At 68.1% G+C, this 25,531-nt stretch carries 23 protein-coding genes; 11 read left to right on the top strand and 12 right to left on the bottom strand.

Annotated elements, in window-relative coordinates:
- Positions 1–32 precede the first annotated feature (32 nt).
- The gene (locus tag FHR32_RS35375; RefSeq protein ID WP_246468371.1) at positions 33–851 is read left to right on the top strand and encodes a DUF2306 domain-containing protein; all 819 of its coding nucleotides are present in this window, start codon (positions 33–35) and stop codon (positions 849–851) included.
- Positions 852–1,196: 345 nt separating this feature from the next.
- On the opposite strand, the gene FHR32_RS35370 is transcribed toward FHR32_RS35375, so the two are convergent.
- Positions 1,197–2,051 carry an SMP-30/gluconolactonase/LRE family protein gene (locus FHR32_RS35370; protein WP_246468305.1) on the bottom strand — a complete coding sequence of 285 codons (855 nt, stop codon included), beginning with the start codon at positions 2,049–2,051 and terminating at the stop codon, positions 1,197–1,199.
- Positions 2,052–2,169: 118 nt separating this feature from the next.
- Positions 2,170–2,952, bottom strand: a complete 783-nt coding sequence (locus tag FHR32_RS35365) for an SDR family NAD(P)-dependent oxidoreductase (RefSeq protein ID WP_184758868.1) — start codon at positions 2,950–2,952, stop codon at positions 2,170–2,172.
- Positions 2,953–3,321: 369 nt separating this feature from the next.
- Here FHR32_RS35365 and FHR32_RS46895 point away from each other — a divergent pair, with 369 nt between their 5' ends.
- Positions 3,322–5,352 carry a beta-galactosidase gene (locus FHR32_RS46895; RefSeq protein ID WP_221466680.1) on the top strand — a complete coding sequence of 677 codons (2,031 nt, stop codon included), beginning with the start codon at positions 3,322–3,324 and terminating at the stop codon, positions 5,350–5,352.
- Positions 5,353–5,397: 45 nt separating this feature from the next.
- Positions 5,398–6,756: a LacI family DNA-binding transcriptional regulator gene (locus FHR32_RS35355; RefSeq protein WP_221466679.1), complete on the top strand. Its 1,359-nt coding sequence runs from the start codon at positions 5,398–5,400 to the stop codon at positions 6,754–6,756.
- Between the two features lie 286 nt (positions 6,757–7,042).
- Here FHR32_RS35355 and FHR32_RS35350 read toward each other — a convergent pair whose 3' ends face one another.
- The 4 genes from FHR32_RS35350 to FHR32_RS35335 form a co-directional block, all read right to left on the bottom strand.
- Positions 7,043–8,125 carry a mannonate dehydratase gene (locus FHR32_RS35350; protein WP_184758867.1) on the bottom strand — a complete coding sequence of 361 codons (1,083 nt, stop codon included), beginning with the start codon at positions 8,123–8,125 and terminating at the stop codon, positions 7,043–7,045.
- Positions 8,122–8,964, bottom strand: a complete 843-nt coding sequence (locus tag FHR32_RS35345; RefSeq protein WP_312882843.1) for a fumarylacetoacetate hydrolase family protein — start codon at positions 8,962–8,964, stop codon at positions 8,122–8,124. The genes FHR32_RS35350 and FHR32_RS35345 overlap by 4 nt, the downstream gene beginning before the upstream one ends.
- A 34-nt stretch (positions 8,965–8,998) precedes the next feature.
- On the bottom strand, positions 8,999–9,823 hold the full coding sequence (locus FHR32_RS35340; protein ID WP_184759032.1) for an SDR family NAD(P)-dependent oxidoreductase: 825 nt from the start codon (positions 9,821–9,823) through the stop codon (positions 8,999–9,001).
- Between the two features lie 92 nt (positions 9,824–9,915).
- On the bottom strand, positions 9,916–10,653 hold the full coding sequence (locus tag FHR32_RS35335; protein ID WP_221466677.1) for a GntR family transcriptional regulator: 738 nt from the start codon (positions 10,651–10,653) through the stop codon (positions 9,916–9,918).
- Positions 10,654–10,731: 78 nt separating this feature from the next.
- Here FHR32_RS35335 and FHR32_RS35330 point away from each other — a divergent pair, with 78 nt between their 5' ends.
- The 8 genes from FHR32_RS35330 (at position 10,732) to FHR32_RS35295 (ending at position 16,088) form a co-directional block, all read left to right on the top strand.
- The gene (locus tag FHR32_RS35330; RefSeq protein ID WP_221466676.1) at positions 10,732–10,998 is read left to right on the top strand and encodes an ATP-binding cassette domain-containing protein; all 267 of its coding nucleotides are present in this window, start codon (positions 10,732–10,734) and stop codon (positions 10,996–10,998) included.
- Positions 10,999–11,044: 46 nt separating this feature from the next.
- On the top strand, positions 11,045–12,337 hold the full coding sequence (locus tag FHR32_RS35325; protein ID WP_184758865.1) for an ABC transporter substrate-binding protein: 1,293 nt from the start codon (positions 11,045–11,047) through the stop codon (positions 12,335–12,337).
- A gap of 82 nt (positions 12,338–12,419) precedes the next feature.
- Positions 12,420–13,316 (top strand): carbohydrate ABC transporter permease, encoded by an 897-nt coding sequence (locus FHR32_RS35320; RefSeq protein WP_221466675.1) that lies wholly within the window; start codon positions 12,420–12,422, stop codon positions 13,314–13,316.
- Positions 13,316–14,236, top strand: coding sequence for a carbohydrate ABC transporter permease (locus FHR32_RS35315; protein WP_184758863.1), 921 nt, complete (start codon positions 13,316–13,318; stop codon positions 14,234–14,236). Before FHR32_RS35320 ends, FHR32_RS35315 begins: the two co-directional genes overlap by 1 nt.
- Positions 14,237–14,328: 92 nt before the next feature.
- Complete coding sequence (locus tag FHR32_RS35310) at positions 14,329–14,676, top strand: hypothetical protein (RefSeq protein ID WP_184758862.1); 348 nt, start codon at positions 14,329–14,331, stop codon at positions 14,674–14,676.
- On the top strand, positions 14,591–15,109 hold the full coding sequence (locus FHR32_RS47435) for a fibronectin type III domain-containing protein (protein ID WP_184758861.1): 519 nt from the start codon (positions 14,591–14,593) through the stop codon (positions 15,107–15,109). Before FHR32_RS35310 ends, FHR32_RS47435 begins: the two co-directional genes overlap by 86 nt.
- Positions 15,021–15,770, top strand: a complete 750-nt coding sequence (locus FHR32_RS35300; protein ID WP_184758860.1) for a hypothetical protein — start codon at positions 15,021–15,023, stop codon at positions 15,768–15,770. The genes FHR32_RS47435 and FHR32_RS35300 overlap by 89 nt, the downstream gene beginning before the upstream one ends.
- Positions 15,771–15,830: 60 nt before the next feature.
- Positions 15,831–16,088 (top strand): 3-hydroxyacyl-CoA dehydrogenase NAD-binding domain-containing protein, encoded by a 258-nt coding sequence (locus tag FHR32_RS35295; RefSeq protein WP_184759029.1) that lies wholly within the window; start codon positions 15,831–15,833, stop codon positions 16,086–16,088.
- A gap of 369 nt (positions 16,089–16,457) precedes the next feature.
- Here the strand turns inward: FHR32_RS35295 and FHR32_RS35290 are convergent, their stop codons facing one another.
- The 6 genes from FHR32_RS35290 to FHR32_RS35265 form a co-directional block, all read right to left on the bottom strand.
- On the bottom strand, positions 16,458–21,947 hold the full coding sequence (locus tag FHR32_RS35290) for an ATP-binding protein (protein ID WP_184758859.1): 5,490 nt from the start codon (positions 21,945–21,947) through the stop codon (positions 16,458–16,460).
- Positions 21,948–22,576: 629 nt separating this feature from the next.
- Positions 22,577–22,678, bottom strand: coding sequence for a hypothetical protein (locus tag FHR32_RS35285; protein ID WP_246468363.1), 102 nt, complete (start codon positions 22,676–22,678; stop codon positions 22,577–22,579).
- Positions 22,679–22,926: 248 nt separating this feature from the next.
- Positions 22,927–23,109, bottom strand: a complete 183-nt coding sequence (locus FHR32_RS35280) for a hypothetical protein (RefSeq protein ID WP_184758858.1) — start codon at positions 23,107–23,109, stop codon at positions 22,927–22,929.
- Positions 23,106–23,591, bottom strand: coding sequence for an RNA polymerase sigma factor (locus FHR32_RS35275; protein WP_246468302.1), 486 nt, complete (start codon positions 23,589–23,591; stop codon positions 23,106–23,108). The genes FHR32_RS35280 and FHR32_RS35275 overlap by 4 nt, the downstream gene beginning before the upstream one ends.
- 161 nt (positions 23,592–23,752) lie before the next feature.
- Positions 23,753–24,565 (bottom strand): hypothetical protein, encoded by an 813-nt coding sequence (locus tag FHR32_RS35270; protein WP_184758856.1) that lies wholly within the window; start codon positions 24,563–24,565, stop codon positions 23,753–23,755.
- 159 nt (positions 24,566–24,724) lie between these two features.
- A complete protein-coding gene (locus FHR32_RS35265) occupies positions 24,725–25,303 on the bottom strand; it encodes a hypothetical protein (protein WP_184758855.1) in 579 nt (192 codons plus the stop codon).
- Between the last annotated feature and the right edge of the window lie 228 nt (positions 25,304–25,531).

The following is a 25,531-nucleotide window of genomic DNA, read 5'->3' as shown; positions in this document are numbered from 1 at the left end:
CGACGACGATGAGGAGACCCTCTGTGGCCACAATGCTGGGAGGACCGGGCTCGGTGCCCGACGAGGACGGGGCCGAGGCACCGCCTCCGCAGCCGGCGGCGCGACCACGGCGGCGGCGCCAGTTTCGCTGGATCATTCCGCTGTTCATCGTGATGCTCGCTTTCGTGGTGTATTCCGTGCCGCCGTACCTCACCTTCGATCCGGCGCAATCGCGGGTCGAGGTGTCCGATTCTCCGCCATTCTTCTATCCCCTGCTCGTGGCGCACATCATGTTCGGCACGGTGGCCCTGCTGACGGGGTGCTTTCAGGTGTGGCCGTGGTTCCGTCGTTCGTTTCCCCGGGTGCACCGTTGGATGGGGCGAGCGTACTTCTTCCTCGGGGTCTTCCCGGCCGGCATCACCGTGCTCGGGGTCGCTCCGTTCGGCCACACGGGGTTCGGGGGGAACGCTGGGAACACCATGCTGGGCGTGGTGTGGCTGATCACCGGTATCGCCGGATGGCGGATGGCGCGGCAGCGGCGGTTCCCCGAGCACCGCAGGTGGATGATCCGCAGCTTCGCGCTGACCACGTCCATCGTCGTGAGTCGTCTGTGGGCCGGGGTGTTGCTCCTTGTCCAGCTTCCGCGGCTCGACACCGCCTACGGCGGCGACGAGCAGGCGATGATCATGGCGATCGGAGCCGCCGGTGTTTGGCTCAGCTGGGTCGTCAACCTGGTGATCGCGGAATGGTGGCTGGAGTACACGGACCATACCGGCAAGCCCAGGTCCCGCAGGCGCCCGCGGGGAGGCGTCGCGTCCGCACCGGTTTCCGCATCCGCACCCGTGTCCGGGAGAGGACGTTCCGCGGGCTGAGCCGGATGGCCGCGTCCGAAGGCCGCCCGCCGCAGCTGGGCGTTCTCCTCCTCCAGCAGCCGTCGCTTGACACCACAACATGCTCGGGTGTCTGGGGAAACGTTCGGGAGGAGGAAGCCAGTACGAGGCGCATTTCAACGAGCACCGTCCGCACCTTTCTGGCACCCGCAGGGTCTCATCGATACCCAGCACCTTCGGGGTTCCGGCTCGCGCAGGAGGGCGTTGGCGTGGTCGACGAAGTGCCGGTGCATCAGCGGCCAGCCCGACTTGGTACGCCTCTTGGTGCGCGAGTTCCTCACTGCGGAGTACCAGCTGCCACGTTGGGGCGAACCATCGCGGCCCCACTCATCCGGCGAACGCCGTCGACGGCATGCCCACGGCGCCCAACTGGTCGATGGCGAGCACTGATCCCGCGGGGTCGTTGCCGGAAAGATCGAGCCCTTCACGGGCCGACGTGATGTACAGGATGTCGAGACGGGATCCGCCGAACGTGCAGGAGGACGGCTGGTGCACGGGCAGCGGGACCTCGCCGAGCAAGTCTCCGTCCGGAGAGATCCGTGCCAAGCGGTCGCCGCCCCATACCGCGACCCATAGGCACCCTGCTGTGTCGACGGTGAGTCCGTCCGGCATGCCTGTGCGAGCGGGGATCCGGAACAACGTGCGTCGACGACTGATCCTGGTGGACCCGGGATCGGTGTCGAAGGCCGAAATCTCGCCGGCAATGGTGTCGGCGAGGTAGAAGGTGCGTCCATCGGGACTCCAGCCAAGCCCGTTGGGCAGGGCCAGTTCCTCAAGGACAACGCGGCTTGTCCAATCCGGCATGAGGACATGCAGAGCGCCTTTGCCGGGCTGGAAATCCATCGTGGTACTGCCGGCCCAGAGTCGCCCCTGCCTGTCGCACTTCGCATCGTTCATGCGCTCGCCGTCGGGCAGGATCGCGCGCCGGATGTTCATCGATCCGTCGGCTTCGACGGTCGCGAACCCTTCGGCCGTTGCGGCGACGAAGCCTCCGCTGCGTCGTGGTACCGCGGCGCCGACGAGCGTCGGCAGCTCGACGCTGGTGGTCTGACCGGTGGTCGGGTCGCTGGTATGGATGTGTCCGGCGGGGATGTCGACCCAGTGCAGGCGACAGATCTCGGCGTCCCACACCGGCCCTTCGCCGACTCGGGCCCTACTGGGAACCGCAACCTCAGCCGTCATCTGGAGTCCTCGGTCATCCCCGGCTGGCCGGGCCGGCCAGGGCTGACCCAGCGGCTGTTCGGGACAAGTGGAAACCAGTCTGGCCGACCGGGATCACGGTCGTAACGGATGTTCTCCCTCATTCGGGAAGCACCACCGCGGCGTTGGCCAGCAGCCCACCATCAACGGGTAGCGCGATACCGGTGATGAAGCTGGCGCGGTCACTGGCCAGGAAGGCGATCGCTTCGGCAACCTCATCCGGTTGCGCCACTCGTCCCAGTGGGTGCATCCGTCCCCAGGACTCGACCAGTGCTTGCGCGGCTTGGTCGCTGCCGTCGGAGAAGGTGCGGGCCGAGAACCGCAGCATCGGGGTGTCCACCGATGCGGGACAGACGGTGTTGACTCTGATCCCGTTCTTCGCCTCGTCGATCGCGATCGATCGTGCGAGTGCGTTGAGCGCCCCTTTGCTGGTGGTGTAGGCGGCGACGGCGTTTTGGGTGACGAAGGCTTGAACGGAGGAGACGATCACGATCGCCCCCGTTCCGCGAGCGCGCAGGTGGGGTAACGCGTGCTTGATGGTGTGGAAGGCGCCGGTCACGTTGACGGCGAGCACCTCGTTCCATTCATCGGCGCTGGTCTTCGCCGCCGTGCCGTAGCGTTGGATTCCGGCGGCGGCGACGACGATGTCGAGTCCGCCGTGTGTGGCGGCGACGTGTGCGACGAGTTGCGCGGTGGCGGTCTCGTCGGTGACGTCAACGTCGACGTGTTCGATACCTGGAAGCGGAGCTTCGGAGTCACGTGTCGGTGGGACACCCGCGGCCACGACCGTCGCGCCGCGCGCCGAAAGCACTCGGGCTGTCGCGCGTCCAATGCCGCTAAGTCCACCAGTGACGATGGCGACCTTGCCGTCGAACTCCGCCACGATCCACTCCCTTGATATCGTCCACGGGCTCCGCGCCGTGGACGGCGCGGGGGTCAGCCGCGGTGGGCATTTTCGTTGAACGATCGCCGCAACTGTCGTGCCAGGACGGGCTGTGAGCCGGTTGCGCGGGTTCACTCTAAACAACGTTGTCTCAAGCCGCTAGTCTGATCTTGTCGCAACCTGGCGCTGTTCCGGGCGGTGATCCTCAGGCTGCGTTTGACGGTCTCCCGACGTCGTGTCGGGGTGCTGGTCCGCGGTTGGTGGAGCCGGGTGGTCGTCCGGGGTCGGGCTTACCGGGTTTCGGTTTGCTGGCTGGCAAGGCGGTCTTCGCGTGGATGTTCGTTCGTTGGGCAGTGAGGAGAAGAGTTCGTGACGGCAGAGTGGATCCGGTGGCCCGCCAACGTCGTGGCCCGGTTCGGCGGCGAACCCGTGGCTTTCGGAGGCGATTACAACCCTGAGCAGTGGGACGAGAGCGTGTGGCACGAGGACGTGCGATTGATGCGCGAGGCCGGTGTCAACCTCGTCACGGTCGGTGTCTTCGCCTGGTCGACGCTGCAGCCGGCGCCCGATCGATGGAACTTCGGATGGCTCGACCGCGTGCTCGACCTGCTGCATGCGAACGACATCGCCGTCGATCTCGCCACGGCCACCGCATCGCCTCCGCCGTGGCTCACCACACAGTTTCCGGAGGTGCTGCCCGTCGATCGGTACGGGCGGATGATGTCGCAGGGCGGACGCCAGGCCTGGTCGCCGTCGTCGCAGGTCTATCGCGAGCACTCGCTCGCGCTGGTGGAGAAGATGGCGGAGCGCTACGGCGAGCACCCGGCTCTCGCGCTGTGGCACGTGTCCAACGAGCTCGGCGGCCACAATTCGCGGTGCTACGACGACGCGAGCGCCGTGGCCTTCCAGAGCTGGCTGAAAGAGCGGTACCGGGACTCGCTCCACGAGCTGAACGCCGCGTGGACGACCGCCGCGTGGAGCCAGGCCTACTCGGCGTGGGAGCAGATTCAGCCTCCGCGGGTGACGTTCACCGACTCGAACCCCACTCACGTGCTGGACTTTGACCGGTTCAGCTCCGACCGGCTGCGCGAGCAGCTGCGAGCAGAGACCGCCGTGCTGCGGCGTGTCACCCCGGCTGTGCCGATCACCACGAACCTGGTGCTCTTCGACGCCGGAAAGAACATGGACTACAGCTCGTGGACCGACGACCTGGATCTCATCGCGAGCGACCACTACCTCAGGTCGACGCCCGACGCTCACGTCGAGCTGTCGTTCTCGGCCGACCGGGCACGCGGCTTGTCGCAAGGGAAGCCGTGGCTGCTCATGGAGACGGCCACCAGTGCCACGAGCTGGCGCCCTGTCAACCCCGCGAAGCGCCTCGGGCAACTCCGGCGGGACGTGTTCTCCTACGTCGCCCGCGGATCCGACGGGATCTGCTTCTTCCAGTGGCGGGCCGCCAACGCGGGCGCCGAACGGTTTCATTCCGCGATGCTCCCGCATGCCGGTGCCGACAGCCGGAAGTTCCGGGAGGTGACGGCGCTCGGCGTGGAGCTCGCATCCTGTGCCGAAGTGCTCGGAACCCGGGTAGTCGCGGACTGCGCGTTGCTGTTCTCCGAGGAGTCGTGGTGGGCGGCCGAGCGAGAGTCGCATCCGCACAACGGTCTCTCGTACATGGAGTCCGCCCTCAATTGGTACCGGAGTCTCTGGGAGGCGGGCATCACCGTCGACGTCATGCCGCCGTCGGCCGACCTGTCGGGCTACCGACTGATCGTCGTGCCCATGCTCTACCTGGTCTCCGACCACGACGCAGCCGCCATTGCCGCCGCCGCAGACGCGGGGGCGACCGTGATCGTCACCTACTTCTCCGGCATCGTCGATCCGCTCGACCGGGTACGGCTCGGCGGTTACCCCGGGGCGTTCCGCGAGCTGCTGGGGGTGCGCGTGGAGGAGTTCGCGCCCATGATGGAGGCGGACTCCGTGGAGATCGACGGGGTCACGGGGCCCACCCGGGTCTCGACCTGGCACGAGGAGATCGATCTAACGGATGCGGTGGCCGAGGCCCGGTACCTCAGCGGCGACTTCGCGGGTGCGCCGGCGATCACGCGCGCGACCCGAGGCGCAGGGGAAGCCTGGTACGTGGGCGTGGAACTGGCCGCCGGCGCCCGAGCGCGTCTGGTGGAGGCGATCGCGAAGCGGCTTGCGGCGGCGACACCTTCCGACGGCAGACTCGAGGTCGTGACGCGCCGCTCGGCCGATCACGACTACGTCTTCCTAATCAACCACGGCGACACCGAGACGACCGTTCCGGGGGCGGGAGCCGACCTGCTGGACGGGTCCGTTCACGAGGGGGAGATCACGGTGCCCGCGGGCGGGGTGAGGGTCGTCAGACGGGCCGGCTGAGCGAATCAGGGCACCGGCCGCGCCGCCTCCTCCAGACGGATACGCGTGCGTGAGATCGATGATGACGAGGGCAGACGGCTGCTGCGGATCATCCGCCGCGGTACGGGGTCGGTGGTGACCTGGCGATGGGCCCAGACGGTGCTGCTGTCCGCGCAGGGCATGCCCGTGGCAAAGATCGCCGAAGTCACCTTCACCAGCGCAGACCGGGTCCGGGATGTGATCCACAACTTCGACGCCGACGGCTTCGAGTCTCTTTACCCGAAGTACAAGGAGGGCAAACGTTGCCTGATGCGGCACTACACTGCACCTGCTCGCCGAGCACGATGGCGCGGTGGCACAGCAGAATACGATCGGGCGGTAACAGTCGTCGACTGGAGAGACCAGGTGCCACGCAACCCTACGATGAATGATGTTGCTCACGAAGCAAGGGTCAGCTTGAAGACCGTCTCGCGTCACGTCAACGGGGAAACGAACATCGATCCTGACCTCGTGGATCGAATCAGTGCAGCGATCGTGAAGCTCGGCTACCGCCGCAACCTCTCCGCGGCGAGCATCCGGCCCGGTCGGACGAGCAAGACCATCGGCCTGGTCATCAGCGACCTCGCGAACCCCTATTACTCAGCGCTCGCACGAGCCATCGAAAGTGTGGCGGATGCGGCGGGATACCTCGTCACGATCGCCAGTTCCGAAGAGGAAGGGCTGCGGCACGATCGCCTGGTCGATCGGCTCATGGAGCAGCGGGTGGATGGCCTGATCGTAGTGCCGCCGCGGAACGCCGTCCGCGACTGGTCCGACGTCGTTTCGCCCATCCCTCCGCTGGTCTTCCTTGACCGGCCCGTGCCGTACTCTGATGCCGACGCCGTGCTCGCGGACAACGCGGGCGGGGCGCGCGAGGCCACCTTCGCGCTCGCCTCCTCCGGCTCGCGGCGCATCGCCTTCGTCGGCGACTCGCTCGACATCTACACGATGCGCGAACGTCACGCCGGATACGCCGCGGCGCTCGCCGAGGCCGGGATCGGCGTTGACGACTCGCTCACGATCACGACGGCGCGCACCAGGGAACAGGCGGAACACGAGGTCGGCGCCGTGCTCGGCGACGACTCGGCCGACGCCGTCTTCGCGGCCAACAACCGCTCGACGATCGGTGCGTTGCTCGCATTCCAGAAGGCCGGCCGACGGTTGCCCCTCGTCGGCTTCGACGACTTCGAGACATCGTTGCTCGGCAGCCCTCCGGTGTCGGTGGTGAGCCAGGACATCGAGCTGATGGGGCGCACCGCTGCCGAGATCGTACTCGGTCGCCTGAATGGCGACACCTCGGCGTTTGCCACCCGGATGCTCCCCACACAGCTCATCCTCAGGGGCTCCGAAAAGCCGGAGCCGGAAGAAGCCGAGGAGAGGCTCTAGGCGCGATGATCACGCCGCGAACCGACGCGAGCCAGGGTTGTGGTCGATCCGGATCGCAGCTCGGACGTGCTGTCGCTGGTCGAGCCCCGAACGGGTATCGATGTCCTGTTCTCGGTTCCCCGGTGCGGCCACGCCGACGCGATCCCCGGTGCGGCCGCGCCGACGCGATCCCCGGTGCGGCCGCGCCGACGCGATCCGCGAAGCCGGGCGTGCACCACTTCGGTCGGGGCGTCGACCGACTGATCGGGTGATCGTGTAGCGCGTGGTGACACCGCATCCTCGCTCGTCACAGGTTGGCCGGGAGCTGACTGTTCGCCGGCAGACCACGTGTGCCGTCTGGCTCGTCGAGCGCCAGGCCGTTCAGGACGCCTTGCAGGTATCCGATCGCGTGTGCTCGGCCTCGGCTGCAGTATGCCTCGGACGATGTGTCGCCCCAGGTGTCCAGGTCTCCGATCAGTGCTGGGACGTGGTCGTCGATGAGGAATCCGTCGAATCCGGAGTCGTTGAGCCGGCGGATCACTCGTGCCGGGTTGAAGTTGCCCTCGCCGAGGAAGGACTCGCTGAAGCGCGGTACAGTGCCGCGTACGTCCCGAAAATGGACGTAGAAGATGGCCGGTCCCATGAGGTCGATGACCTCGTTGATGCTCTGCTCGCCGGCCATTTCCGACACCGTTCCGAGGCAGAGGTTCAGCCCCCATGACGGACTGCCGCCGGCTTGCTTGTGGGCTTGTCCAATGGCGGCAGGGGAGATGAAGATCCGGGCTGCGCCGCCCAGGGGCTCATTGACGGGTGGATCGTCGGGGTGCAGGGCGAGCCGCACGCCGACTTCCTCGGCGACGGGTAGAACAGCGTCGAGGAAGTACTGGTGGTTGGCCCACATCTGGTCGGCCGTGATCGGCTCGTCCACGGGCTGCTCCGGGGTCAGCCGGTACCCGGCGAGCGCGTTGCCGCGGTGCACGTCGGCCAGGTCGAAGGCGGTGACCTTGGCGCCGCCGCGTCCTTTCGCGGCCATGTCGGTGCGCCAGACGTAGGTGGCGAGGAAGTTGTAGCCGAGCAGATCGATTCCGACGGCGGCAAGGTTGCGGATCGTCTTCCGGTAGTTTTCGATCTGTTCATCCCGCCCGGGCAGGCCGCGTTGGATCTTCCAGAAGTGGGCGAGCGGGACGTTTTCGAGGCCGTCGATCGCCAGCCCGTCAGCGTCGCAGCGTTCCCGGAGGGCCCTCAACTCGGCCAGGCTCCAGAAGCCGTCGACTCCGGGCAGCAGGTCGGGGGTGTGCAGCTGCACGCCGGTGAGTCCGAGCTGGTGGGCGAACGTCGCGACGTGGGAGTCGTACTTGTCGATGTGGCCGAGGGAGAGGCGGATGGTCATGCCTGCCCGACCCGCTGCCGCTGCCGGCCCAGCCCGTCGATCTCGAGTTCCATGATGTCACCTTCCATCAGGTAGGGGAAACGGCCTGACAGCGCAACACCTTCGGGCGTGCCGGTATTGATTACGTCGCCCGGTTCGAGGACGGTCACCTGGCTGAGTTCGTAGATCAGCGTAGCGACGTTGAAGATCATGTCCTTGGTGTTGGACGCCTGCCGGGCCTCACCGTTGACCCACGCGCGCAAGCCGAGGGTCTGGGGGTCTGGAATCTCGTCGGGGGTGACCAGCCAGGGTCCGAGCGGATTGAACGTCTCGCAGCTCTTGCCCTTCGACCACTGTCCACCGCTGGTTTCCAGCTGCAGGGCTCGCTCGGACACGTCGTTGCAGATGGCGTAGCCGCCGACGTGAGCCGGCGCGTCGGCAGGGGAGCCGAGGTAGCGGGCGCGGCGCCCGATCACGATCGCGAGCTCGACCTCCCAGTCCGCCTTCGCCGACCCGCGTGGCAGCAAAACCTCGTCGTACGGGCCGACGACGGTGTTGGGAGCCTTGTAGAAGATGACCGGCCACTGCGGCGCATCGGAGCCTGATTCGGCGGCGTGCGCGGCGTAGTTCATGCCGATGCAGAGCACAACCCCGGGCCGGGCAATGGGAGGGCCGACGCGCTGCCCGACGACGTCGATCTCCGGCAACCTGTCCCCAGCGACCGCGTCGCGCAGCCGGCCCGGGCCGTCACCGGCGAGAAATTCGCCATCGATGTCGTCGGTAAGCCCGGACAGGTCGAGGTGACGACCGTCGGGGAGCAGAACGACGGGCCGTTCGGCGCCGGGTGCGCCGATACGCATTATTCTCATGGTGATCCGTTCGTGGTAGGGGCTGTCAACCGGCGAGCAGGCCGCCGTCGATGACCAGTTCGGTGCCAGTGATGAACGCGGCCTCGTCCGAGGCGAGGTAGAGGGCCGCTGCCGCGACCTCCATCGGCGTGCCGAGCCGGCCCATCGGCTGCCTGGCGACGAGCTGGACGCGGGCGTGTGCCGGGTCGTCGGCCGCCGCGAGCAGCCGCCCGACCCACGGCGAATCGACCGTCCCGGGGCAGACGCTGTTGCAGCGCACACCGGTTCCCGCGTATTGCACCGCGACCTGGCGGGTGAAGGCAATTACCGCGCCCTTGCTGGCGCAGTAGGCCGCACGGTCCTTCAACCCGACGAGTCCGGCTGCGGACGCGGTGTTGACGATGACTCCGTATTGCTGGGCGAGCATGTGCGGCAGCGCGAACTTGGTGCCGAGGAAGACACCGCGGCTGTTGACCGCGAAGGTGTGTTCCCACTCCTCCACGGTGCAGGCGATCGGGTCCGTGGTCGAGGACGTCCCCGCGTTGTTGCACAGGACGTGCAGTGAGCCGGTCTCGGCCACCGCACGGGACACCGCCGCCGCGAAAGAGTCGGGGTCGGTCACGTCAACCGCGAGAGGGATGCTGCCGTCCGGTACGCCCGCGGGGTTGAGATCCGCCGCGTACACCGTTGCCCCTTCGTCCAGAAATCGGCGAGTCATTTCGTAGCCGATGCCGGAACCCGCGCCTGTGACGAGTACCGTCCGCCCGTCGAACCTGCTCACGTGGTGATGTCCTTCCTGGACCGAGCGTTGCGCCACGGGCCCGCGAATGCGGTTCCCGCCAGCGCCTCGAGTTGCGGCAACCTGTTCCATGTCGACGTCGAGCAGGTCGGGTGTCTGGTCAGGGGCGATCCGGTACGACACCGGAGCGCGTCTGTCCGCGGTCCCGGTAGCCGTCGTCGCGCTCATTCCGTGAAATAGTCCGGGTACTTGGCGCGCAGCGTCGGGCCGAGTTCCAGAGCGCGCCTGGCGTGCCGGCTGATCAGGGAGCGACCGGCTGACAGATCAGAGGTCTCCAGCGCGTCCACGATCAGTCGATGCTCGTCGATCAGCTTGCGCACCGCGGCGGAGTCGGGCAGGGTGAGCCGCCGAAGCCGGTCCAACTGCAGCTTCATCCGTTGCACGGCTTGCCACGCTCCCGGATAGCCGCTGAGCGTGAAGATCTCGCTGTGCAGCGCCTCGTCGGCCGCGAAGAAGGCGTCATAGTTTTCGGTGCGGTAGCTGTGCTCTTGCCGTTCGAGCAGTTCGCGCAGCACAGTGACGTTCGGCGCCGGGCCGGCGCACGCCACCTCGAAGGCCGCAACCTCCAGACTCTCGCGGACAAAGCGCGCCTCTTCCACATCACGCAGGCGGATCAACCCAACCCGGGTGCCAACCTGCGGCACGACCCGCACGAGTCCCGCGTCGACGAGCCGCGCGAGGGCCTCGCGCACCGGCGTACGACTGACGTGCAGCCGCTCGGCGAGGTCTGTCTCGGACAGGGACGCTCCAGGGGCGAGTCGCAGTTCGCGGATCGCGGAGACCAACTCGTCGTAGACGCGATCGGACGTCCGTGCTGACGGACGGTCTCGGACGACCGGTGACAGCATCGGATCGCGCCCGACGGGTGTCGGCTCAGGGATGAGCGCTTGATTGGAACTCACGAAAATGATCGTTGCATGCCGCCGAGCTTGTATGCAAGTATCCGAGCATTAACCTGATCGTCGTAAAGGGGAAACAAAGTGTCCGCCGACCCGCACGACTCGTCGGCGCCGGCCCCGAGCCCGCCCCCGGGGCGCGGTGCCACCGCGGTGTTGTCGGCCGCGAACATCTCCCAGCATTTCGGTCACCCCACCGCCCTGAGCGATGTCTCCCTCGAAGTCGCTCCCGGGGAGGTGCCGGCACTCGTGGGCGGCACCGGCGCCGATGAGTCCACACTGGTCAAGATCATGGCCGGGGTGCAGGCGCCAGGCAGCGGGGAGATGCGGCTGGCCGGGCAACCTGAATGACCCGGCGACACGCAACGCGCTTACAAGTAGCAGTCGAGAGGAAGTCATGCTCAACCGAAATGCGCGACTCACTGCGGCCGCAGTCATCGCCGCCACCGGCATCGCGCTGACGGGGTGCTCCGGCAGCACCGGGGCGAGCACCGGCGGCCCGGTGAAAATCACCTTCTGGGGCTGGGCTTCGGGCTACGAGAAGTCCGTCGCGCTGTGGAACGAGTCTCACCCCGACATCCAGGTGAAGTACGAGGCCATCGCCAACGGCGGCGCGGGCGGCTACGACAAGATGCTCACGGCCGCAAAGGCGGGCACGGCCCCGTGCCTGGCGCAGATCGGCTACGAGACGTTCTCGAGCTTCCTCGCCGCCGGCATGCTGCAGGACATCAGCCAGTACGTCAAACCACGGCAGGCCGAATTCGCCGACTGGGTGTGGGGCAATGTCGGCATCGACGGTACCGCCTACGGCGTGCCGGTCGACACCGCGCCGATGGGCATGTTCTACCGTTCCGACCTCTTCACCGCCGCGGGCATCGCGGCTCCGAAGACCTGGGAGGAGTTCAAGGCGGCCGCCGCCGCGGTGAAGGCCGCCGACCCGAAGGCCCGCATCATGAACCTGCCCACCGACCCGTACCTCTATGCCGGTTTCGCTTGGCAGGGCGGTGCTCCCTGGTTCGGAGTCAACGGCGACGCCTGGACGGTCTCGCTCGACAGCGCCACCAACAGCAAGGTCGCCGGCTACTGGCAGGGGCTCTTCGACCAGGATCTCGTCACCTCCTATCCCGCCTTCGACGCGGCGCTCTACTCCGCGTGGAACAGCGGCAAAGTCTGGGCGGAGGTCGGTCCGGTCTGGTCGGCATCACTTATCCGCGACAACGCCGCCGGCTCCGCGGGCAAGTGGGCCGTCGCGGCCATGCCCCGGTGGGGCACCACAGACTCCGTCGGCAACTCGGGCGGATCCGCCACGGCCGTCATGAAGGGCTGTGCGAACCCGAAGGAGGCCACCGAGTTCGCCATGTGGATGTCGACCAACGACAAATCCGTGTCGAACCTGATCGAATCCGCAGCCATCCTTCCGGCTTCCAAATCCGGGCTCGCCAACGCGGCACTCGACACTCCGGAGAGCTACTACGGCGGCCAGGCCATTTACCAGCTGTTCCGTACGGAGTCGGCCAAGGTGAACCCGAACTGGCGGTGGGGTCCGGTGATGTCCACCACGGCCTCGGCACTCGGCGACGGCCTCGGCAAGGTGCCCACCAAGAGTGCGACCTTCCAGGACGCCCTGAACGGCGCCCAGACGGGCACGGTCTCCGCGCTGCAAGCCCAAGGGTTCTCCGTCAGCAAGTAGCGCTTCGCGGGGGCGCACGCTACGCGAGCCACGCGAATCCGCATCCCCCGGTCCTTCGACAGGTTAGGTGACCGTGTCCCGTGTGACGATTCAGCGGCAGAGCCGACTCCGCGAGCTTAGGCGAGCTGCGCCGTTCGTTCTGCCGTTCCTCCTGCTCTTCGTCGTTGTCTACCTGGTGCCAACCGGGTACTCCGTGGTTCAGAGCTTCTTCGCGGTGAAACGCTCGGGCCTCGGCCTCGGCGGCGCCGAGGCCGTCTTCGCGGGCTTGGGCAACTACGTGCGCGTGTTCCAGGACGGGGACTTCATCGCATCCTTGGGCCGGGTGAGCTTCATCGGCATCATCCAGGTGCCCGTGATGCTCGGCATCGCGCTCATCCTCGCCCTTCTCATCGACTCGTCGGTTTCGACGGGGCGCAAGTTCTTCCGGGTCGCCTACTTCGTGCCCTACGGGCTGCCCGGCGTGATCGCGGCACTGGTGTGGTCGTTCCTGTACGCGCCCACGCTGAGTCCCATCACCGGATTCTTCGCATCGATCGGCGTCGACGTCAGCTTCGTCACCGACGGCGCCCTGCCGTTCTCGATCGCGAACATCCTGACCTGGGCATGGACCGGCTACAACACGATCCTGATCTTCGCGGCCCTGCAGGCCATCCCCGAGGAGACGATGGAGGCCGCCGCTCTCGACGGCTGCTCCGGTTGGAAGGCCGCGCTGCTCATCAAGGTCCCGCTGATCCGGCCGGCCCTGCTGCTCACCCTCGTCTTCTCCATCATCGGCACGTTCCAGCTCTACAACGAGCCGGCCACCATGAAATCCGTGGCGCCGAATCTGCCGTCCACCTACACACCGATCATGGCCGCTCTCCGTTCACTCTCGGCCAATGACTTCAACTACGCGGCCGCGCAGTCCGTGGTGCTCGGCGCCCTGATCTGCGTGCTGTCCGTTCTTGTCTTCCGCGCATCGGCCAGGAGCGTCGACTGATGACCGCAGCACTGCAATCGCCCGCACGGACCGAACCCGTCGCCGAACCGCCGAGCCGGCGGCGCCCCCGGGCGCATCCGCTGACGACGGTGAACCCCGCCTCGCGCCTGTTCGTGCTGGCCGTCATGACCCTCTTCGCCCTCTACTTCCTGCTCCCGGTGTGGTGGCTGGTCGTCTCCGCCACCAAGGGCAGCGGAGAGATCTTCTCGGGCAACGGCTTCTGGTTCGGCGAGAGCTTCGCCCTCGCGGAGAACATCCAGACCCTGTTCCAGGCCCAGGGCGGCATCTACTCGCGCTGGCTGCTCAACTCGCTGCTGTACGCGGTGGGCGGCGGCATCGTCTCCACGCTCCTGGCGTCCATGTGCGGGTACGCGCTCGCGAAGTTCCCCTTCCCGGGGCGCGAGGCGGTCTTCGGCACCGTGCTCGCCGCGGTGCTCCTGCCCGCACCCGTGCTCGCCATCCCGCTCTACCTCGTGTTCAGCTTCACCGGAACCATCAACACCTTCTGGGCCGTCTTCATCCCCAGCATCGTCAGCCCCTTCGGCGTGTACCTCAGCCGGATCTACGCCGCGTCGTCGATACCAGACGCCCTGCTCGAGGCCGGCCGTCTCGACGGTGCCGGCGAAATGCGCATCTTCGCGATGGGCGTGCGGCTCATGGCACCCGCGATGGTCACGATCTTCCTTTTCCAGTTCGTCGCGATCTGGACGAACTTCCTCCTGCCCTCGCTCATGCTCGCCGACACCTCCCTCCAACCAGTGACCGTGGGCCTCGTCGGCTGGCGCGAACTTCAGGGCTATCCCATCAGCTACACCACCGTCGTCACAGGCGCGTTCGTCTCCGTCGTGCCCGTCGTCGCCATGTTCCTGTCGCTGCAGTCGTTCTGGAGCAAGGGCCTCGCAACGGGGGCCGTCAAGTAGCTCACCCGCACACCAACGAGAAGGACATCTACGCGCAGCTCCAGTTCGGCAACTTCGACAACAATCTCGTGCCGCGGTTTCCGATTCCGTCAGTGAGCATCACGACCACCTCCGCGTACACCGCCGCATCCGGCGCCCTGTCGCGGGTCGGCGACACCGACATCCCGCAGTACCGCTTCACGATCGTGCCCAACGGCGGGCAGCGGGTCATCTCGACGGTCGAGCTCGGATTTTCGGTGCGCGTCGACACCGGCGGCACCGACGAGGCGATCACCGTCGACAACATCGGAATCTACGAAGTGGGCGGCGGCATCTCCGACACGGCGCCGCCGACCGCGCCGACGTCACTCGCGCGTGGCCGTATCCGCCGGCAGCGTCTCGCTCGCCTGGACGGCGTCGACCGACAACGTCGGAGTGACCGGATACGACGTCTACCGTGACGGCTACCAGGTCGCGTCCGTCAGCGGGAACACCACCTCGGCGGTCGTCGGCGGCCTGATGCCCGCAACGGGCTACAGATTCACGGTGCGGGCGAAGGATGCGCGCGGCAACGTCAGCGCGCCGAGCGCACCACACGAGCTACGTACGACCCACCTGGGGTCTCGGCACCGAGGTCCAGTACCGTCGGGTCGACAACTGGATCGAGGATCTGCCGGTCGTGCTCCGCTGGCACTCCGACGCCGCGAATCCGCTTTTCCGGCTGTCGGTCGACCAGGGCAACGCTCCGATCGGCACCTACAACCAGCCTGCCAACCAACGGGTGATGCAGAATGGCCCTACGGCGGTGGGCGTCTACAAGTCGTCGGGCGACCAGACCTCGAACTACATCAACGCGCTGTTCCCCGCATCCGGTTCGATTCTCGAACGGCGTGAGGTCGGTGGATGGACGGTCGCCGACGCCGGGTCGATGTACTTCGCGTACAAGCTGATGAAGCCGGGAACGTGGTACCACCAGACGCCGAATGACCCGGCGAACAAAGTGAAGACGACGTCGCAGACCCACCCGACCGCCAGCCTCAGCTACAGCTACGACATCCTGCGCAGCCAAGCCGACAAGAACGGCTGGGTGCTGGACACGGCGGATGCGTCCGCGTACGCCGACCTCGACGCGTTCGCGAGCGCCCTTATCGGTACCACGAGCATGGACGTGAGCCATCTCGAGGATGCGAATCCGCGACTCGTATACCACAGCCTGAGCGGGGACGACCTCGACATCACGTTCGACTCTGCGTCGCAGGCACCCGGCGCCACCCATCTCGTGAATGGCACGGCGATCGACTACGACTCGTTCGTGTTGGACCGGCGTTTTGGTGCGGGGTCAGATCGCTCGGGTGAGTTCGGTGAACGCCGCGGCTACCCGACGAGCCGGCGGGCCGAGGCGAGGACGTCGATGGCTTGCCCATGCTGGTCGACCGCTGCTCCAGGGGGCGATGAAGGAGTACGGCCGGCCCGGGATCAGCTGGGCCTGGTTCTTCGCGAGGCCGTGGACGTGGCAGAACAGTCGCTCCCCGTTGGCCGGCGCGTCCGCCCGTAGCCGGGGTGTCGATCGCGACCTTGGACGACATGAAGGCGCAGAACGGTACCCTCAGCCCGGCTGAGCTACACCACGGAGCTGGCCTACCTCGCGGACCGTGACCTCGTCATCGAGGCCGCGGTGGCGGATCTCGACCTCAAGATCTCGCTGTCCGCGGAGATCGACGGAACCGTGAAGCGGCCCGACGCCATCCTCGCGTCCAGCACCCCGTCCATCCCCATCGCCCGGCTCGCCCAGGCTACCGGCCGCCTGGCGCAGGTGGTCGGCCTGCACTTCTTCAACCCCGTTTCCGTTCATCCGCCTGCCACGGCTCGCTAACGCCACCGGCTGTTCCGTTGTTTCTCAGGCCCCGGATACTTTGCGGAATACGTGAGTTCGCCGGGCAGTGATGGCCGTCCACCGCGTGGCGGCCGGGGTGCTGCCGGCGTTGACCAGGGCACCGGGCTGGTTGCTGTGGATTACGCTGCCGGAGTCGAATGGACGTTTCCATGTCCGGCAAGACGTTCCGTGGCTTCGCCAGCCGCTTTTGAGCTTCCGCACGGGGAACGGGTGACGCCCGGCCGGGTGTCAGGGAATGTCGGCCATTGGCAGGGGCAGGACAGCCCGCTCACCCGGACGCCTCCGCAGGAACGCGAAAAGCCGGACGCTCGCACCGAAAAGGCACGGGCGTCCGGCTTCAGGACCAGGTCAGACCTGTCGGGCGAGGCCCTTCTCGACCGCCTCGATGATCTGCGGCCGCAGCTCGGCGCAGCTGATGATCGCGTCCACCGAGCCGACGTCGACCGCCCGCTGGATGCTGTGCACACGGTCGAACTCGGTGGCCACCTCGGTGAGCTTCTCGGCCCGCACGGACGACCGCAGCTCGGCCAGCTCGCCGGCCAACGTGGCCCGCATGGCAGCCGGCGCCTCCGCGACACGGGCGGCGAGCGCGAGCACGCGGGGGTCGTTGCCGGTCCGCTTGTCGACGTCGCGCGCGAAGACCACCGCGGCGGCCGGAGCACCGCCGAGCACCGAGGCGAACGAGCCCTCGACCGCGAGCACGGTCATGTTCGGGTTGAGCGCCTTGGAGAACACCACGAACGCGCCGCCGTGGTAGCGCGAGATCACGCAGAACACGATGGGGCCCTTGAAGTTCACCACCGCGCGGCCGATCTCCGCGCCGTACTCCAGCTGCAGCTTGCGCATCGACTCGGGCGACCCGTCGAACCCTGACAGGTTGGCCAGCACGACCAGCGGACGGTTCCCGCTGGCGGCGTTGATGGCCCGAGCGGCCTTCTTGGACGACCGCGGGAACAAGGTGCCCGCGGTGTAGGTGTCCGGGCCATCGGTGGGAGGGAATCCGCGACGCGGCACGGATCGGGACTCGATGCCCAGCAGGCACACCGGTCGACCACCGAGGTGGACGTCCTGGACCGCGGCGGTGTCCGCGTCGGCCATGCCCGCCCACCGCTCCAGCACCGGGTGGTCCTGATCGGACAGCGCGCGCATGACCGTGCGGATGTCGAACGGCTTCTTGCGGTCCGGGTTGGACTCGACGGAGAAGATCTCGCCCACTGTTGTGAAGTCGCTGTCCGGTACGGCGTGCGGGAACGTCGACACGTCGCGGTCCACCGGGTCGCTGGTGACCGTCTTGCGCGGCAGACTCTCCCCCGGCGCGACGTAGCTGTGGTCGTAGTGTGACATCAGGACTTCCCGCGCACCGCGGATGTCCGGCGCCCAGTACTGCGCCTGGCCGTTCGGGCCCATGATCCGGTCGTACCCGCCGATGCCATGGTTGTCCTCGGCCGACACACCGCCGGAGAAGTCGAGCGACTGCTTGCCCGTCAGCACCATCGCGGAGTCCGGCGTCATCACCAGGATGCCCTTGGTGTGCATGAGCATCGTGGCCTCGGCGTTCCAGTACGGCTGGGCGCCGACGTTGATGCCCGCGACCACGATGTTGATCTCGCCGCCGTCCTGGGTGAAGTTCACGATCCGCTTCAGCGCGGCCGCCACCCAGTCCATGTTCTCGGTGCCGGACGACATCGAGATCCGGGCGCCCGCGGAGAGCGCGAACCACTCCAGCGGCACCCGCATCTGCTCGGCCAGGTCGAGCGCGGCGATCACCCGCGCGCATTCGGGCTCGGACAGCGCGCCGAGCGCCTTCGTCGGGTCGCCCAGCAGCACGACGCGGGTCATGCCCTCCGGGTGGCGCGGCGTGGGCGTGCTGACGACACCCGCGACGAGCGCGGCGGTGTTGCGCCCCTTGGGCCGGTTCACCGGCACCAGCTTCGAGTGCTCGTCCAGGTCGTACTCGGTGAACGAGCCGAACGGCCCGGCGAGCATGCCGGTCAGCTCGTACGGGTAGTGCGTGCCGCGGCTGTGCGCGCGCAGCACTTCCTGGCGGTAGTCGTCCAGCGGCTCGATGGGCTCGGTCGGCGGCAGCACGACGGACAGTCGCACGCCGGAGTCCACGTCGTAGCCGATCCGGACGGCGATGTCGACGAGCTCGCCGGTGGCGCTGTCGCGGCGCCTGCCGAGGAACAGCACCTCCTCCAGGCCCGCGCCCGCCGTCGTTGGCAACACGCGCTTCGCCACGGTGTTCAGGTCGTCCGGCGAGAGGTCGGTCGGCGGCCACACGTAGATGACGATCCGGTTCGTGGCGGACGTCTTCGCGCCGGGCTTCTTGGCCCGGCGGATCGCGTCGAGGCACGTGGCCAGGATGTCCTCGGCCGCGGGCAGCGCGACGAGCCTGCCCTCGTCGTCGCGCAACGGGGTCAGGTCGCGGACCTGCCCCAGGGCGACGAGGCGCTCGTCGGACGGGTTCTGCCGTGCCGCGGCCCGGAAGAGGTAGACCTCCTCGTCGGGTGAGGGCAGCCGGGTGAGGTCGAAGTCGCGCAACCGCTCCAGCTGCATGCGCTCGGCGATGCGCGGGTGCAGACCGCGCAGTAGCCGTTCCTCCACGAAGCCGTCCGCGGACGGCCGGAAGGTGAAGTGGTGGTGCATCACGGCGCCGCTGTTGCCCGCGACGGTCGTGGTGATGCGGCCGACCCGGTTCGACGGCTGCTGCGCGACCAGGACCTCGTGCAGGCGCGTGGCCATCTCGTCGGGGTCGCTCGGACCGTCCGGCCAGGTCAGGTAGACGTCCGCCACCAGCTCGCCGTCACCGGCGAGCTCGTCGACCGCCTTGACCGCCTCGGCCAGCGCCGGGAAGTCGACCGCGGTGGTCACGACGCGGCCGTTGCCGGTCGCGGTGCGGTGGTCGGCGACGACGAACGTGCAGCCCGCCACCTTGCTCACCCGGATGTCGCTAAGCGCGCGGTTGCCGTAGTAGCGGCGGCTCAGCACCTCCAGCAGCGGCACGGGGTCCGCGCCTTCGCGGCCGATCCGCTGGCCGACCAGCCGGACGAGCGGCTCGGCGCTGGCGACCATCGCGGAGATCCGCTCGGCACGGTCGGGCGCGTCCGGGTGCCGGTCGAGGTGGCGCAGGTGCTTGCGCACGGCCGTGTAGACCTTGGCGCGGGTGCGGCGCAGCAGCGGCTGGGCGAACCAGGCGAACACGATGCCGCGCGCCAGGTCCGCGACGGCCGGGAACCGGACCTGGGTGGCGGCGACCAGGTGCTCCAGCGCCAGGCCGACGGTGACGCGGTCCGCCTCGGCGGGCGGGGCCTCGTTCACCCACTGGCGCAGCAGGGTCGTCACCACGGCGACGTCGGCGGACGCGCGCTGCTGGGCCAGGAAGATCCGGAAGACCGCGTCCTCCAGTTCCGGCGTGCGGTCCAGGCCTTCGACGCCGTAGCGGGACAGCACGTGTGTGAGCCGCTGCTGGAAGCTCTCCGACAGCCCGGACCGGTCCGAGTCGAGGCACTGCAGGTACGTGTGGAAGTACTCGCGGGGGCTGTGCACCGCGGAGTCGGACTTCGACTCCTCGCCGGCGGGCCGGTTGCGGCTCAGTTCGCTCAGGTCGGCGAACAGGCGCAGCAGCTCGACCTCACCGGCCAGCTCGTGTTTGCCCTCCGCAACGAGCTCGGCGCGCGCGGCCAGGTAGTTGACGAGCAGGCGCTTCTCGTCCTGCGAGTCGATGTCGAAGCCCAGCAGGAGGCTGCGCAGGTCCTGCAGACCACGCGCGGCCCGCTCGGCCGCGGGCACGTCCACCGGCTCGGACGGCAGGTCCAGCTCGACTTCCTTCGCCGCGGCGGTGGGACCGGCCGCCTCGTCGCCGTCACCCAGCGGCTCCAGGCGGAGCAGACGGGCGCCCGCCTCCACCTGGCTGCCGACCGACACCGCGAGCTCCCGCACGCGGCTGCGGAACGGCGCGCGCAGCACGGTCTCCATCTTCATGCTCTCGACCACGAGCAGCGGCGCACCGGCCTCGACCTCGTCGCCCGCCTGCAGCGGCGTGGCCACCACAAGCGCGGGCACGGGCGAGCGCACGATGCCGCCCTCGTCGCGGCTGATCCGGTGCGTGATGCCGTCGACCTCGACCAGGTGGATCGGGCCGTGAGTGCTCGTGACGACCTTGAAGCGGACGCCGTTCACGGTGATCTGGCCGCTGTGCTCGTCGAAGCGGTCGATGTCGACGTCGGCCGCGTGCTCGGGGCCGCCCGCCGAGATGCCGATGCGGAACCGATGGCCGCCGGTGCGGGCGACCTGGACGCGGTAGCCGGCGTCGCGGAGCTTGAGCTCCAGCGCGCGGCCGCTCTCGTGCTGCGCCTGCGGACGGCCGCCGTGCGCGGCGGACAGGAAGCGCTGCCGCGTCACGGCCTCCTCGTCCTCGTAGGCCTCGATGGCGGCGGCGATCAGCGCGATCGCGGAGTGCTGGTGCGACACGAGGGCGCCCTGGGCGCGCACGCGGTCGATCCAGCCGGTGTCGGCGGACCCGTCGATCACCGCGGGCTCGTCGAGCAGCATGCGGACGAAGCCCTTGTTCGTCACGCCGCCCTCGATGACGACGGTCGTCTGCGTCATCGCGCGGCGCAGGCGGGCCAACGCCTCCGTGCGGTCACGGCCGTGCGCGATGATCTTGGCGATCATCGAGTCGAAGTCGGCGGGGATCGCGTCGCCCTCGCTGAACCCGGTGTCCACCCGGATGCCGGGGCCGCTGGGCAGCGCCAGCCGCGCGATCCGGCCGGGTGAGGGTGCGAAGTCGCGGTCGGAGTCCTCGGCGTTGAGGCGCGCCTCAACGGCGTGACCCCACTCCTCGGGCGCGTCACCTTCGAGCTTGCCGCCCGCTGCGACGTGCAACTGGGCCTTCACCAGGTCGACGCCGGTGGTGATCTCGGTGATCGGGTGCTCGACCTGCAGGCGCGTGTTGACCTCGAGGAACGCGAACAGCCGCTCACCGGGGTGGTAGAGGAACTCGATGGTGCCCGCGCCCTGGTAGTCCACCGCGAGCACGAGCCGCTCGGCCGACGCCTTCAGCTCGGCGACCTGCTTGGCGTTGAGGACCGGGGAGGCGGACTCCTCGATGATCTTCTGGTTGCGCCGCTGCACGGAGCAGTCGCGCACGCCCAGCGCCCACGCGGTGCCCTGCCCGTCCGCGATGACCTGCACCTCGACGTGTCGGGCGCCCGTCACCAGGCGCTCCAGGAAAACGACTTCACTGCCGAACGCGCGCGCGGCTTCCTGGCGCGTCAGCTCGTAGGCCTGGGTCAGCTCGTCGGCGTTGGAGACCATCCGGATACCACGACCACCGCCGCCCGCGGTCGCCTTCAGCATCAACGGGTAGCCGATCCGGTCCGCCGCCGCCTTCGCGTCATCCAGCGTCTCCACCGGACCGCGGCTCCACGGCGCGACGGGCACACCGACCTCTTCGGCGATCAGCTTCGAGCCGATCTTGTCGCCCAGCTTGCGCATCGCCTCGGCGCTCGGGCCGACGAACGCCACGCCGATCTCGGCGCACAGGTCGGCGAACGCCGGATCCTCCGCCACGAAGCCCCAACCGACCCAGGCCGCGTCCGCACAGGTCTCGACCAGGGCTTTCTTGAGGACCGCGTGGTCCAGATAGGGCCGGTTCGCGGCGAGCCCCAAGTCGTAGGCGATGTCCGCCTCGCGGACGAACGTGGCCGTCCGGTCGGAGTCCGTGTACAGGGCGACGGTCTCGATCCGTGTCCCCGTCTCCGCTGCTAGGTCCCGAACGGCATGGATGAGCCGCATGGCGGCTTCACCGCGGTTGACGATGGCGACACGACTGAACACTGAGCGGGCCTTTCGAAGCCGGTGAACACGGCGGCCGTCCCCGCCCCAACCGGGGTACATACTCTCGGCTGCCCCCGGATATCGGAATGGCGGGGACTAAGCGTGTTTCGCGGCCGGAGTTGTGGGGATCGCACAAACGCGCCCGTCGGGGTGGTGTGACATGCGGCTGGTGTGATCTTGGTCGCGTAGCGGCTCGTGGACTCGGGGTCCGTTCGGACTAGCCGCGGGCGAGGGTGGTCCGTTTGTCAGGCAGCGACAAAGACGGCAGGTGAGCCCGCTCTGGTGCCGGACATGCTCCGATGGTGCTCGGCGGGTCTTCGGGGGTCCAGCCCACATAAGCCCAAAACCCGCATTTAGATGATCTTGAGGGTTGCGGGGTGCGCTGACCGGGTTGTGTCCGGTCGGTCGCTGACGCTTCTCTTGGCGTAGGTTCGGTTCAGTTGCGCGACGCTGAATCTCTGTCATGCGCAGTTCGCGCCGGTACGCGGCGCCACGCTGCCGCACATGAGCGATCCCCACCCGGCCCTGGACGAGCTAGGCGACGACCGCGATGTCCGGCTGAGTGTTGAGGATCAGAGCGAAGCCGCTGCATACGAGCTCCTGGTCGTCGGCGACCACGACGCGGATGGTCACGAGGCGGCTCCCGGCAGCCGTATCGAGTCGAAGGCCGCTTCGGCGCGGCTGGGGTCAGGTCGTACGGCCAAGGGTCCGGCCTCCGCCTGCACGATCATCAAGCTGATCGCATGGCCGGGGATGTCGTGCATGTCCCGGGCGATAGCCGCCCGCTCTCGCTCGGCCGCCCGGCGCGTCTCCCTGTCCTTCTCGTGAGTGCCGTTCCCGCTTCCCGCTGTCGAGCTGACAGGCGTTGCGGCTGGCCCGTAGCTCGCGCAGGTCGGGAATGTGGTTGTACAGCGTCCCCGCGCTCACCCCGAGCAGCTTGGCGATCGAGGTGACGGAGTGTTCGGGGTCGGGCAGCATGTCACGGGCCGCGCGCAGGATCTCGGGGGTGATGACGCTGGGCCGGCCGCCGACGCGGCCGCCGGGAGATGGAGCGGCGGCGAGGAGTGGCGAAGGCACGAGCGAGGTCGGACTCGCAGCGGCGCTGATAGGCGTCGTCGGTGTCGGGGCGCAGGGACACGATCAGGTCGTCGAGCTCATTCATGACTGCTCCTGGAAGGTGAGGCGGGTGAGGTCGAGTGCGTCGGCCAGGCGGCGACGGGCGCGGTGCAGGCGGACGTTGAACGTGCGAGCCGGGCAACCCGCGACCTTCGCGGCCTCGGCTGGGCTGAGGCCGTACCAACTGGCCAGGAGCACGGCCTCGGCATCGCGCTCGGACAGGTCCGCGAGCGCGTTCAACGCCGCCTGCCGCTCGGCAACCTGCTCGGCAACATCGTCGGCCGGGGCCAACTCGGCGAGCCGCTCAACCAGGCTCTGCCCGCGCAGCCGGGACCGGCGTTGCGTCCGCAACAGATTGCGGGCCACACCGATCAGCCAGGGCAGCGGCGGCTCAGGCACGCGCTCGAGTCTTCGCCAGGCGATCGGGAAGGTCTCGCTGGTGATGTCCTCAGCCGTCTGCTGCTCGGCTCGCAACAGCACGTAACTGAGCACGCTGCGGTAGTGCCCCTTTCGTTTGCAACGACTCATGAAACGCGCTTCGCCCGAACGGCCGACGCCGGGCGGCCCGTTTCATAGGCGACCACCTATGAAACATCTGGCGACACACCGACCAGTAGCTCTGAAACGACCAGTCGCGCCAAATCGGACCGCCCGCGCCCTTTAACGTGACTGTGCGTTTCGCTGCTACATCAGCTCTGCGGCTGCGCGGGGAGGGGCGAGGGCGGGGCCAGTTGGTGGCGCGGATCGGCAAGTTCATGGGCGGAGCGGGCCAGCCAGATCATCATCAGGGCGTCGGCGGCCGTCATGGCGTCGTCGTAGACGTTCCCCTCGCTTGCGAGCAGCCAGCCCACCGACCCGAAACCCACCAAGGAGGCGACGCCGTACAGGACGGTGGTCCGCTGCCAGCGGCCGTCCCGCCGCTGCGCCCGCAGGACCAGCACCATCCAGATCAGGCCCGCCAGGCCGCAGACCAGGGGCAGCCAGCGGGGCACGGGCCAGTCGAGGACGTCCAGCACTTCAGCGGCGGCAGCGCCTCCGTACGCCAGCACACCCGCGGCCCGCGCGTGATCGGCATGCTTCAGGTTGCGTACCAGCACCGGCTGGAACAGCACCACGACCGCCCACATCACCACGGCGTCGAGCACCGCCACCCACCAGGGCCAAGACGACATGAGGAAGTAGAACAGCCAGGACGCCACCGCAGCGTACAGCGCCACCCGCAGCCGTCGCGCGTCCCGGTCCAGCTCGGGCGGCAGCCCCGCCAGCGGCCCGCGCAGGCTCTGCCACAGCGCCCAGGCCCACGCCATGCCGGCCAGAACCAGGATGAGCACGTTCGGCCACGTCACCGCGACGCCTTCGTCCACCTCCGTGAACAGCGTCAACCGCCACAACGCGCCGAGGTCGCCGACGGTTAGCGCGATCACGGCGGCGACCGCCACCGCGACGACGTACACACTCATGATGAGCAGGGCGGGAACGCCGAAACGGTGACGACGGAGCACGTGACACTTCCTGGGGGGCGAATGGGATCGAACGCCCCACCTTAGCGAGCCATCGCCACGAAACCGAGCTTCTCCCCGTCGTACGGGGGGAACCTCAACCCCGCCATCATTCGAAGCGAAGCCAGACCCCAACATCTTCAGTGATCTTCCAGTGATCTTCTAGTCGAAGAACTGCCAGATGCTGAACCTTCGCACATAGAGGGGGGTGGAGTCCCGGCCGAGCACCCGGATTCGCCTGATGCGGGTCTTCTGGTTCATCGTGACCTTCACACACTTCAGGCACGCCTCGTGGAATCCCGGCAGGGCGTAGTAGGAGATGGACGCGCTGTGGTGTCCCAGACCCCGTTTGGAGACTCCCACCCCCACCTCCCGGTAGATATGTCTCGACCCCTTCAGGTTGAACGCGGTGGAGCCGATGATCGCGTGATTCGACTTCGGAGGGCAGTGCACGAATATCCGGACGTGGCTGGCCTGGCGGGGCTGCAGGGGAAGGATGCGGAGTGACGGGATGTTCTTCAGCATCGGGGGGATGGTGTTTCTGCCGCCTGTGGAGGGCAGCGACATTGTGTGGTTGGTTCTGGTCGTCACGCTGGCGCTGGCGCTGGCGCTGGCGGTGGCGGTGGCGGTGGGCGTGGGCGTGGGTGTGGCGGTGGGTGTGGGTGTGGCGACCGGCCCGGTCGGGGTGCCCGGGCCCACCATGAGAGTGGCGGCCACTCCGATCTGTGTAACGAGACGCATGTGTTCCTCCTGCCGGACGCCCGGGCGGCACGCTCGCCGGGTGGCGTGACACGGGTGTTGGTGAAGGGGACGTGCCTGGGATTGCCCGGGTGAGGGCATCGAGTATCGATCCTGACCAGGTTGATCGTCTCAATTATGTTGATCGTGTCACGAAAAGGAGGGAGCCGCGCTGGTACGAACCCGGTATGGACCTGGTCGCGGCCACATACAGGTACGGTTCGCGTCCAT

Origin of the sequence: Streptosporangium album (genome assembly GCF_014203795.1) — a bacterium.
In the GTDB taxonomy this organism is placed as follows: Bacteria; Actinomycetota; Actinomycetes; order Streptosporangiales; family Streptosporangiaceae; genus Streptosporangium; species Streptosporangium album.
The sequence above is the reverse complement of the archived record's forward strand: the minus strand, read 5'-3'. Positions and strand labels throughout refer to the sequence as shown.

Bases quoted from the DNA above. Each gene is read 5' to 3' on its own strand.
- FHR32_RS35345 (WP_312882843.1), bottom strand. From the start codon at position 8,964: ATGCGTATCGGCGCACCCGGCGCCGAACGGCCCGTCGTTCTGCTCCCC.
- FHR32_RS35340 (WP_184759032.1), bottom strand. From the start codon at position 9,823: ATGGAACAGGTTGCCGCAACTCGAGGCGCTGGCGGGAACCGCATTCGC.
- FHR32_RS35350 (WP_184758867.1), bottom strand. From the start codon at position 8,125: ATGACCATCCGCCTCTCCCTCGGCCACATCGACAAGTACGACTCCCAC.
- FHR32_RS35375 (WP_246468371.1), top strand. From the start codon at position 33: ATGCTGGGAGGACCGGGCTCGGTGCCCGACGAGGACGGGGCCGAGGCA.
- FHR32_RS35370 (WP_246468305.1), bottom strand. From the start codon at position 2,051: ATGACGGCTGAGGTTGCGGTTCCCAGTAGGGCCCGAGTCGGCGAAGGG.
- FHR32_RS35325 (WP_184758865.1), top strand. From the start codon at position 11,045: ATGCTCAACCGAAATGCGCGACTCACTGCGGCCGCAGTCATCGCCGCC.
- FHR32_RS35275 (WP_246468302.1), bottom strand. From the start codon at position 23,591: ATGAGTCGTTGCAAACGAAAGGGGCACTACCGCAGCGTGCTCAGTTAC.
- FHR32_RS35285 (WP_246468363.1), bottom strand. From the start codon at position 22,678: ATGATCGTGCAGGCGGAGGCCGGACCCTTGGCCGTACGACCTGACCCC.
- FHR32_RS35280 (WP_184758858.1), bottom strand. From the start codon at position 23,109: ATGAATGAGCTCGACGACCTGATCGTGTCCCTGCGCCCCGACACCGAC.
- FHR32_RS35315 (WP_184758863.1), top strand. From the start codon at position 13,316: ATGACCGCAGCACTGCAATCGCCCGCACGGACCGAACCCGTCGCCGAA.
- FHR32_RS35265 (WP_184758855.1), bottom strand. From the start codon at position 25,303: ATGCGTCTCGTTACACAGATCGGAGTGGCCGCCACTCTCATGGTGGGC.